The 10,717-nt window shown below is 46.6% G+C and carries 9 protein-coding genes and 1 pseudogene; 7 read left to right on the forward strand and 3 right to left on the reverse strand.

Annotation, left to right across the window (positions count from 1 at the left end):
• The first annotated feature begins 20 nt into the window (after positions 1–20).
• The 5 genes and pseudogenes from metK to QGT46_RS17335 form a co-directional block, all read left to right on the forward strand.
• Positions 21–1,211 carry a methionine adenosyltransferase gene (gene metK, locus QGT46_RS12265; protein WP_148459918.1) on the forward strand — a complete coding sequence of 397 codons (1,191 nt, stop codon included), beginning with the start codon at positions 21–23 and terminating at the stop codon, positions 1,209–1,211.
• 9 nt (positions 1,212–1,220) lie between these two features.
• Positions 1,221–2,891 (forward strand): adenine deaminase, encoded by a 1,671-nt coding sequence (gene ade / locus QGT46_RS12270; protein ID WP_330607072.1) that lies wholly within the window; start codon positions 1,221–1,223, stop codon positions 2,889–2,891.
• 1 nt (position 2,892) lies between these two features.
• On the forward strand, positions 2,893–3,756 hold the full coding sequence (locus QGT46_RS12275) for a polysaccharide deacetylase family protein (RefSeq protein WP_024729257.1): 864 nt from the start codon (positions 2,893–2,895) through the stop codon (positions 3,754–3,756).
• A gap of 149 nt (positions 3,757–3,905) precedes the next feature.
• A complete protein-coding gene (locus tag QGT46_RS12280; RefSeq protein ID WP_301591037.1) occupies positions 3,906–4,166 on the forward strand; it encodes an N-acetylmuramoyl-L-alanine amidase in 261 nt (86 codons plus the stop codon).
• Positions 4,133–4,363: pseudogene (locus tag QGT46_RS17335) on the forward strand (GyrI-like domain-containing protein); the annotation flags it as partial. The gene QGT46_RS12280 and the pseudogene QGT46_RS17335, both read left to right, overlap by 34 nt.
• A 75-nt stretch (positions 4,364–4,438) precedes the next feature.
• Here the strand turns inward: QGT46_RS17335 and QGT46_RS12290 are convergent.
• Both QGT46_RS12290 and QGT46_RS12295 read right to left on the reverse strand, forming a co-directional pair.
• Positions 4,439–5,482 carry a ribonucleotide-diphosphate reductase subunit beta gene (locus QGT46_RS12290; RefSeq protein ID WP_148459919.1) on the reverse strand — a complete coding sequence of 348 codons (1,044 nt, stop codon included), beginning with the start codon at positions 5,480–5,482 and terminating at the stop codon, positions 4,439–4,441.
• A 21-nt stretch (positions 5,483–5,503) separates the two neighbouring features.
• Positions 5,504–7,795, reverse strand: a complete 2,292-nt coding sequence (locus QGT46_RS12295) for a ribonucleoside-diphosphate reductase subunit alpha (protein ID WP_148459920.1) — start codon at positions 7,793–7,795, stop codon at positions 5,504–5,506.
• 335 nt (positions 7,796–8,130) lie between these two features.
• Here QGT46_RS12295 and QGT46_RS12300 point away from each other — a divergent pair, with 335 nt between their 5' ends.
• Together QGT46_RS12300 and QGT46_RS12305 are read left to right on the forward strand one after the other, a co-directional pair.
• Positions 8,131–9,687 carry an alpha-glucoside-specific PTS transporter subunit IIBC gene (locus QGT46_RS12300; protein ID WP_148459922.1) on the forward strand — a complete coding sequence of 519 codons (1,557 nt, stop codon included), beginning with the start codon at positions 8,131–8,133 and terminating at the stop codon, positions 9,685–9,687.
• A 29-nt stretch (positions 9,688–9,716) separates the two neighbouring features.
• Complete coding sequence (locus QGT46_RS12305) at positions 9,717–10,199, forward strand: hypothetical protein (RefSeq protein WP_148459923.1); 483 nt, start codon at positions 9,717–9,719, stop codon at positions 10,197–10,199.
• Between the two features lie 128 nt (positions 10,200–10,327).
• Here QGT46_RS12305 and QGT46_RS12310 read toward each other — a convergent pair whose 3' ends face one another.
• Positions 10,328–10,567, reverse strand: a complete 240-nt coding sequence (locus tag QGT46_RS12310; RefSeq protein WP_148459924.1) for a class II histocompatibility antigen beta chain family protein — start codon at positions 10,565–10,567, stop codon at positions 10,328–10,330.
• Between the last annotated feature and the right edge of the window lie 150 nt (positions 10,568–10,717).

Below are 10,717 nucleotides of genomic sequence, written 5' to 3' on the forward strand. Positions count from 1 at the left end.
CAGAGCGAAAGGAGCACATAATGGAAAAAATATTATTTACATCAGAATCCGTGACTGAAGGACATCCGGACAAAGTCTGTGACCAGATTTCAGATGCTATTTTAGATGAACTGATAAAACAAGACCCGATGAGCAGGGTAGCATGTGAGACTTGTACCACAACGGGACTCGTTATGGTCATGGGCGAGATCACAACCAATGCCTATGTGGATATCCAGAAAATAGTAAGACAGACTTTGACGGATATCGGATATACGAGAGCCAAATATGGATTTGACGCGAGTACCTGCGGTGTCATCACGGCCATCGATGAACAGTCCAAAGATATTGCCCTTGGTGTGGACAAGGCCCTGGAGGCAAAGGAATCCGATATGTCCGATGAGGAACTGGATGCCATCGGAGCAGGTGACCAGGGCATGATGTTTGGATTTGCTACAAATGAGACGGAGGAATATATGCCCTATCCGATCTCTCTTGCTCATAAGCTGTCCAAGAGACTTACGCAGGTACGTAAAGACGGGGTTCTTCCTTATCTAAGGCCGGACGGAAAGACACAGGTCAGTGTGGAATATGATGAAAACGGAAATCCTTTCCGTCTGGAAGCTGTAGTCTTATCTGCACAGCATGATCCGGAAGTGGATCAGGAGCAGATTCACGAAGATGTGAAAAGAGAGATCTTTGATAAGGTTCTTCCGAAAGAAATGGTGGATGATCAAACAAAATTTTTCATCAATCCGACAGGACGTTTTGTCATCGGGGGGCCGCAGGGTGACGCGGGACTCACGGGAAGAAAAATCATCGTAGATACCTACGGCGGATATGCACGGCACGGCGGCGGAGCTTTTTCAGGCAAGGACTGTACCAAGGTAGACCGTTCGGCTGCTTACGCTGCGCGCTATGTGGCAAAGAATATCGTAGCTTCCGGACTGGCTGACAAATGTGAGATCCAGCTGTCTTATGCGATCGGTGTTGCACATCCGACTTCCATCAATGTGGATACGTTCGGCACCGGAAAAATATCCAGCGAAGATCTCGTGGAACTGATCAGGAAAAACTTTGATTTAAGACCGGCAGGTATCATCAAGATGCTGGATCTGAGAAGGCCGATCTACCGTCAGACGTCCAACTACGGACATTTCGGAAGAAATGACCTGGATCTGCCGTGGGAACGCCTGGATAAGGCAGAGATGCTGAGAGAACAGGCCAAATAAGAGGATAGGATGATGTCATACGACCTTGTGTTTAAAAACGGAACCATTGTAGATGTAAAGACAAAGACAAGTTACAGGGCAGACCTGGCTGTGTCAGGGGGAGTGATCGCAGAGATCGGCAGTCTTGACGGAGAAAGAGTAGTGGACTGCAGCGGAAAGGTGCTCTGTCCGGGATTCATAGACGCCCATGTCCATATTGAGTCCAGCATGGCATCGCCGGCTTCATTTGCAGATGCAGTGCTGCCCCATGGGACTACGACGGTAATCGCCGATCCTCATGAGATGGTCAATGTCAGGGGAAATGAAGCTATGAAATATCTTCTGGATGCATCAGAGGATCTGCCGGTTTCCGTCTATGTGATGCTCCCGTCCTCCATTCCTTCTACACCATTTGAAACTAATGGGGCGGATTTCACGTCTAAAGATATAGAGGCGTGGATTGAACATCCGAGAGTGCTCGGCCTGGGAGAGGTCATGTGTTATCCGGATGTTCTTGCAGGAAGAAAGGAGATTATGGATAAGATCGCTCTCTGCAGGGGAAAAGTGATCGATGGACATGCTCCCGGACTCTCAGGAACCGATTTGTATCAATATATACAGGCTGGGGTCATGACGGACCATGAGTGTACCTCCTTTGAAGAGGCAGAAGAAAAGCGGAGAGCCGGCATGAAGATTCTCATCCGGGAAGGAAGTGCGGCAAGAAATGTGGAGGCGATCGTTTCAGGAATCGTGAAGAAGGGCCTTGACACGGAAGGATTTCTTTTCTGTACAGATGATAAACATCTGGATACAATCGAGCACGAAGGTCATATCAGTTATAATATAAAGAAAAGCATCCGGCTGGGACTGAAACCGGAGGAAGCAGTGGCCATGGGCACCTGGAATACGGCGCGGACATATGGCCTTGCCAGCGTCGGATGCCTGGAAAAGGGATTTGATGCAGACATCGCAGTCTTAGATTCTCTGGAGAATATGAATGTTCTTGAAGTCTATAAAAAGGGTCTTCCTTCCGGATGGTGGTTGGAACACAGGGCGGAACATGAAACGAATTACAGGGGAATGCTGCACACAGTGAATCTGAAACCGTTTACTGAGGAACAGCTGAAACTGCACACAGAAGGAAAAGTGCCGGTGATCGGGCTGGTGCCCGGGCAGATCACGACAAGGTACCTAAAAGAAGAGGTGCCTGCTAAAAATGGTCTTTTTTGTCCCGATTCCACATACTCAAAGCTGTGTGTGTTTGAGCGGCACAGAGGTACAGGGAATATTAAGGCCGCTCCGCTGAAAGGGTATGGGATCACAAATGGAGCAGTTGCTACATCTGTTGCCCATGACTCACACAATATTATCGCAGCGGGAGATAATGACAGAGACATTATGAAAGCTGTGGAGATCATACAAGAGATGCAGGGAGGCTATGCTCTGGTGCAGGGCGGGGAAGATATTCTGAGACTTCCGCTTCCGATTGCCGGACTCATGAGTACGCGGCCTGCAAAAGAGATACAGAACCGGCTGGATGCCATGGTACGGAGAGCCAGGGAAATGGGCATATCAGAGGACTGTGATCCTTTTATAACATTGTCATTTATGGCGCTGCCGGTGATACCGGAACTACGCCTGACAGATAAAGGACTGGTGGATGTAAAAAACTTTCAGATGATAAAGGAAAAAGGTGAGTAGAATGAGCAGAAGAAGGAGAACAAGAAGGAAATGGAACAAAGCCGGTATTGCCGGATGGATTCTTTTACTGGCTGTAGTCATAGCCGGGAGTATCTGGTTTGTCCGTTCCGGAAAGACAAAATACACAAGTGTAAATGACGGGATTGGAGAAATGACTGCGAAGGCCAATGAAGGTGTCATGGACAAAGGAACAGGAGACGAATTAAAGGAGTCGCTCTATGTTCCGAGAAAAATTGATAAAACGAAGAAGCTGATCGCATTTTCTTTTGATGACGGTCCGGCCAGAGAGAATACGGACAGGATTGTCAAGGCTTTAGACAAAAATGATGCGAGAGCAACATTTTTTATGCTGGGACAGAATGCCAACCTGTATCCGGAACTGGTAAAGGAAGTCATGGATTCAGGAAATGAAGTGGCAGGACATTCATGGAATCATCCTCAGCTCACAAAGATCGGGACTTCCGGAGTCCGGCTGCAGATGCAGAAGATGAACGCTGCCATCTCCAAGGTGACAGGAGCAGATGTGGGACAGCTTAGACCTCCTTACGGTGCTATCAATGACACGGTGAAAGCCAATGTTGATGCTCCTCTGATTTTATGGAGCATCGATACGCTGGATTGGAAGACACTGAATACAAATGCCACGGTCAACACGATTTTAAAGCAGGCCAAGGACGGAGACATCGTATTGATGCATGATATCCATAAACCTTCGGTGGCGGCAGTGGAAAAGGTTCTTCCTCAGCTGAAGGCAAAGGGATTTGAAGTGTGCACGGTATCTGAGCTCCTGGAAGCCAAGGGAATAAAGGTCGGCAAGGGCGATGTGGTCATTAGTGCAAACCAGATCAACAGGTATGAAAAATAGGTTACATAGGATCAGTGATTCACTCACCCGGGTGAGTGATTGACTGCAGAACTATTGTCTGGACAAAGGAAATTATTTGCCTGCGGCAAATCGCATCTGGCACGCAAAGTTGTCAAGCCCCTCAAAGAGTGAGGGGTTGGGGCGTTGAAGTGGGCTTGCTCCTCTTTTCGTATGCACAGAGAGTTCAGAAAAAGCTGGCCGGAGTATTCAGAGACAGGGGAGCGAAAAAAGATGACCACCTCTATTTTCTGAACGGAACAAAACCGCCGGCGATTCTCGTGGAAAGTTTTTTCTGTGATAACAAGGGAGACTGTGAACTGGGAAATGATATGAAAAAGCTAGGAAAATTGATTGCAGACGGTATCGCCGGAAAAACAGAATTGAGACAAAAGAGAGCTTTCGTATTATAGGGCCGTCTGCGCCGATGCATAAGGATGTGGAAAAAAACTTTCAAATGGTGCCGGGACTGTAGACAAAAGCCGCTGAAGACGGATCGGCTGCCACCTGGGCAATCTTTGAAGGAGAAGGTACCATGCCGGAATCGATCCAGCAGCTGGAAAAGAGGATTGGAACCGAATGGCTGCCAAACTCAGGATATGAGTTTGGGTTCCGGTAAAAAAGAAAAATGAGTAAACGGTAAATCAAAGATCCGGCAGCCATAATGACTGCCGGATCTGCATTCTTACAGATCATCTATTAAGGCGGTACTTTTTGCATACGCAGTGCTTTTTGCCTCAAAAAAGTCTGTTTTAATCATGTTGGCGTTGGAGAACTGTCCGACCCAGGACATGGACTCCGGTTCAGTTTCATTACCGGGATAAATGGGTTCAAAGCCGAGATTTTGGCATCTCAGATTTCCCAGGTACCTGATATATTCCTGCACCATTTCCTTTTTAAGCCCCTGGATCTCATCGCCGATTACATAGTGTCCCCAGCGTATCTCCTGTTCACAACCCTTTTTGATCATCCGGCGATAGTCATTGATACAGTCAGCATTGAACAGGGAGGGCTCTTCTTTTTTTAATTCCAGCAGAATATTTTTAAACAGCCACAAATGAGTATTTTCGTCCCTGTTGATATACCGGATTTCCTGTACAGAACCCGGCATACGGTGATTTCTTCCGAGATTATAAAAAAACATAAATCCGCTGTAGAAGTAAATGCCTTCTAAGATGTAGTTGGCAACAAGTGTTTTTACGAAAGTTTCTGCATTTTTATTGGTCTGAAAATCATTATAAAGGTCACCGATGAATTGATTTCTCTCCAGCAGATGAGGATCGTCTTTCCACTGATACAGGATATCATTTCTTTCCTGAGGCTCGCAGATCGTATCCAGCATATAGCTGTAACTCTGGCTGTGGACTGCCTCCTGGAATGCCTGGATCGACAGGCACAGATTGACCTCATTGGCCGTGATATATTCACTGATATTCGGAAGGTTTGCCGTCTGGATGCTGTCCAGGAAGATAAGAAAAGAAAGGATCTTATCATATGCCCGGCGCTCAGGCCCCGCAAGCTGCTTATAATCTTTGATGTCTGTCCCCAGATTGATCTCTTCAGGTATCCAGAAATTATTCATAGCCTGGCGGTACCAGATGCTGACCCAGGGGTATTTCATATTATTAAAATCATTCAGGTTTGTTGTATTTCCGTTGATCATCCTGCGCTTTCGGACATCCGTGTCACCGTAAGGATTAAACAGAGGTTTTTTTGTAAGTTCTGTCATTGATTCTCTCTCTTTCTGTAGTTAAGAAGAACAAACTTCGCAATCTTCAACTTCAAGGCTTTTGGACCGCATGTAATAAATTGTTTTTACTCCCTGTTCCCATGCCAGGATATATAGGTCCAGGACTTTTCGGAACGTGTATTCATTGGTGATATACAGATTCATGCTCTGTGCCTGGTCGATGTGTCTCTGACGGACACCGCATGCTCTCACAGACCAGGTCTGGTCAATATAGTGGGCATTTTTATAATACCAGAACGTCTCCATGGACAGTTCAGGGGCAACTCTTGGGATCAGCCCATATTTCTTCTCTTCCAGAAAGTACCGGTTCATGACAGGATCCAGGCCTGCCGTGGTCCCGGCGATAATGCTGGTGCTGCTTGTAGGTGCTGCGGCAAGCAGATAGCCGTTGCGCAGCCCGTGTTTTTTGATCCGGTCCTCAAGTACTTTCCAGCGTCCTTTTGTGAGACCCCGCTTTCTGAAATATTCCCCGGTCTGCCAGTCACTGCCCGGGAAATACGGATAATATCCTTTTTCTTCGGAAATTTTTGAACTGGCTTCCAGTGCGGCATAATGGATATCGGAAAATACTCTTTCTGCGAATTTTAAATGTTCTTCGCTCTCCCATTGTATTTTATGCTTTGCCAGCATGTGGTGATAACCGCTGACTCCGAGGCCTACGGGGCGGTATCTTCTGCTGTTGATCTCGGCATAAGGCACAGGAAAAAAGTTCAGGTCGATTACATTGTCCAGGGCCCTCACTGCACTTTCTGTGACATAGGACAGCTGCTCGTAATCGGTGACACAGAGATTCCCGAGGGAGAGGCTTGCCAGATTGCAGACTACAAAGTCTCCTGGTTTTGTGACGTTCACAACGACTTCCTCACCACCGATAATTTCAATTCTCTGTTCTGTCTGTACGGAGGCGCTCATATTCTGGGCGATCTCGGTACAGAGGTTGCTGCAGTAGATGATACCCTTGTGTGGGTTGGGATTTGCACGGTTGACATGATCCCGGTTGAATGTAAATGGCGTTCCGGTCTCTGCTGCACTTTTGATAATCATCCTCACGATATCTTTGATGGGGATCACACGCTTACTGATTCTGTCATCCCGGACACAGTCCAGATATTTTTCTGTCCACTCCGTTCCATAGCAGTCTTCCAGTGCATAGCCTTTGACTGTGAGTATGTCGTGGGGGCACATCAGGTACCAGCTGCCTTCAATATTATCTCTTGCCTGTTCCCAGAAATAGTCGGGATAGCAGACTGCAGGGAACACGTCGTGGGCTTTCATTCGTTCATCTCCGTTGTTTGTCCGGAGACTCAGAAATTCGGGAAGGTCTTTGTGCCAGACGTCCAGGTAAACGGCCACGGCACCCTGCCGCATTCCAAGCTGGTCTACGGCCACAGCCGTATCATTTGCAAGCCGTATCCAGCGGATCACACCTCCCGCAGCTCCCTCAAATCCCCGGATCGAGCTTCCGCTGGCCCTCACTTTTCCGAAGTAAAGGCCCATGCCTCCTCCAAATTTGCTTACTTTGGAAAAGCTGTCAATGCTTCGGTATATTCCGTCCAGGCTGTCCGGAACCGTGTCAATGAAACAGGAAGAGAGCTGATGGTAAGGTTTTCTGGCATTGGAAAGAGTCGGAGTGGCCATGGTGACTTGAAGGAGGCTTAACATATCATAAAAACGTTTGACCCACTGATTTCTGTCTTCTGTTTCCTTCATCGCCAGATGCATGGCGATGCCCATGAACATTTCCTGGGGAGTCTCCAGAGGATTCCCCTGCCGGTCCCGAATCACATACCGGCTGAGCAGAAGTTCCAGGCCGGAATAGTGAAACAGGTTGTTTCGCTCCGGCCGGATCCAGGATGAAAACAAACGGATCTCATCTTTAGAGTAATGTTTCAGGATATAATCTCCATATAAATTCTGCTGACTCAAAAATATAATTTTATCACAGAAATTCCGGATATGGTATTCTTCTAAATTGTTTTTAACCACAGATTCGAACTCCAGGATCTTGAGCCTTGCGGCAATATTCTCCCATTTGGGAGCCTCCTGGGAAGTGAGCTCGGCGGCCGCCTTTACAAGCAGAAGGAGTTTCTCATGATCCTCCATATTTTCCTTCAGAAAACTCTGAAACTTCTCGTTCAGGATATTTAAGTCATATTCTTTCTGCAGAAACTCATTTTGTATGGATTTAAGAAGGTTTCCAATCGGAAATTCATCTGTCCGGAATGCTTCCAGTATCGTCTGCCTTACGATGACAGCGTTTTCGGAGCCCTGTGCTCTTGTTATGTTTTTCATATGAATTGTTCACCTTTCAACTATATGTAGGATGCTAAAAATTATATTAACACAATATATTGATCTTGACAACGCATATCAAGAATAAAACTGATGCAAAGAGACACGGGAATATATTCCTCCTGGGAAATTTCACAGGAATTGTGCAGCTTCATTGTTTGATAGCCCCTCTCCCTAAAGCCTTTGTATATATTGATTACATTTTCAAGGTCTGTTAGGATGGATTTGTTGAAAATAACAACACAGTAAAGACCAGAAGATTCCGTCTGATGTGTTGTGCTCAATACCCAGGCGCCGGGCTTTGAGTCCAGTTGACGAAGAAAGGATGAAAAATTATGATGCAGAAAATTCAAAAATTCGGCGGGGCGATGTTTACTCCGGTTCTCTTGTTCGCCTTCGCGGGAATTGTCATAGGGATCGGAACCCTGTTTACCACAGAGACTATTATGGGCAGTCTTGCCGCTCCGTCCAGCATGTGGTACAAATGCTGGAATGTGATATTACAGGGCGGCTGGACCGTATTTAACCAGCTCCCTCTCCTGTTTGTTGTCGGACTTCCAATTGGCATGGCGAAAAAACAGAATGCCCGGTGCTGTATGGAAGCTTTGGTTTTATATCTCACATTTCACTATTTCCTGAGCACGATCCTTTCCCAGTGGGGAGGAGTCTTCGGGGTTGACTTCGCACAGGAAGTCGGCGGCACAAGCGGTCTCACAATGATCGCAAATATAAAAACCCTGGATATGGGTATGATGGGCGCACTCGCTATCGCGGGAATCGTCATTTACTTACATAACCGTTTCTTTGACACAGAACTTCCGGAATGGCTGGGTACGTTCAGCGGCTCCACCTTCGTATTCATGGTCGGATTTTTCGTGATGATTCCGGTGGCAGTCCTCGCAGCATTATTATGGCCCAAAATCCAGATTGGCATGTTTGCATTCCAGGGATTTGTCAAAGGAGCGGGAGCTCTCGGAATATGGGTCTTCGTCTTTTTAGAGAAAGCCCTGATTCCTTTTGGCCTGCACCATATCTTATATTCACCGTTTTATTACGACAATGTGGTGGTACCCGGAGGACTTTATGCCTACTGGGCAACCAAGCTGCCTGAGATCGCAGCGTCCGGTGCATCTTTAAAATCGTTGGTTCCTATGGCCGGATTCACATCCACTGGGTTCTCAAAAATCTTCGGATGTCCGGGGATCGCACTGGCTTTTTACTCAACTGCGAAGAAAGAGAAGAAAAAGAAGATCCTGGGTCTGCTAATTCCGATCACACTGACCGCGATTTTCTGCGGCGTGACAGAGCCGATCGAGTTTACCTTCCTGTTCGTGGCGCCTGTACTCTTTGTAGTCCACGCACTGCTGGCGGCCACCTTATCCACTACCATGTATCTGGCAGGAATCGTAGGAATCCACTCCGGCGGAGCGATCGAAATGGCTTCTTTAAACTGGATACCGCTGATGGGAAATCACTGGAAACAGTATCTGCTCCTGCTGGTCATCGGCCTTGTATTTACCGGAATTTATTTTGTGGTATTTAAATTTCTGATTCAGAAATTTGATTTCAAGACACCGGGTCGGGAAGATGATGATGAGATTAAATTTGGTTCCAAGAAAGAGTTCAGGGAGAAGAAAGGTTCTAAGCAGGACCAGAAAATAGAGTTTGCGCAGCTGATCCTTGAAGGCCTGGGAGGAAAGGATAACATAGAAGATGTGACAAACTGTGCAACCAGGCTCAGGGTCAATGTAAAAGATGAAAAGCTTTGTAAGGACGACCCTTATTTTAAATCCATAGGAGCCCATGGCTGCTCTGTGAATGGAAAGTCATTCCAGGTTATTATCGGCCTGAAAGTAGCAGGCGTCCGGGACGATTTTGAGAGTTTACTGTAGTAGGTTGAATTAAGAAAGCAGGGATAAAGATGATGAATGTAAAAAGCAGCAGATTAGACAGGTATTACAATATCGCCAGGGTCCTCCTTTGCCTGACACCGTTCGTGTGCCTTGCGTACCTTTCCATGGGAGCGGCCAGAGTGGGAGGCTCAGTCTCAGCCGCGATCGGGGAGGACCCTAAGCTTGCGGTGATGTTTCTGGTGTCTATGATCAATCCGTTTATCGCATACCTCATGACGTTTATGCAGAAGAAATTACACATGGATGCTTCCTATGCAGTTGTCAATCTCACCCTGCTCATTGCGGCAGAAATCATGCTTCAGAACATCTGGTATATCCTGCTCCTTGGGTTTATACTGTATAAGACAACCCGGGAGAGCGGACTGACCGTCAGGGAGAGCTTTAAAAAAGTTTGGAGGAATCAGTTTCTGAGTGTTATTTCAGGGAGCCTTGTCGTGATCGCGCTGTGCTCTGTCTGCCTGTTTGCAACCATAAGAATTGCGCTGCATTAAGCAGAAAATGGACGTAATTTCTACCGGATAAGTATCCATCTAACAATAGTTTTTTACCACTATTGTAGGAGCGCATTTTAAAGCGCGACGGAAATAGTGGTAAAAAACTCATTGAATGAAATATCTGTTTACATATCTCCGATAGAGAAGTTCACCAGGCGAAAGTAGTCTTTTACATCCGGAATCGTCAGACGGAGGCACAGAGGGCCGCCGCTTTTTCTGTATTCCTGATATAAACCTTTCTGGATCATGCGGCTGTTCCATATATCCAGAGGCTTACCGCCGTCAGTCCAAAGAATCACCGGCCCGCTGCAATGGTCTGCAAGGCACAGAAATTCATCCAGGTTAAAAATATAAAGTTTTATCATTGATCTGCCCTCCTTTCATAGATTACATAACTTCTCGGAATCTTCAGCCCTGATTTTATAAGGCTTTCAGACCCTATCTCAAAAAAATCACCCACTTTTTTTAAAAACACTTGACAAATCGCTCAAAATTTGCGGCGAAGCCGATTGATT

The sequence above is a fragment of the Anaerostipes faecis genome, from assembly GCF_910574135.1.
GTDB classification, from domain to species: Bacteria; Bacillota; Clostridia; order Lachnospirales; family Lachnospiraceae; genus Anaerostipes; species Anaerostipes hominis.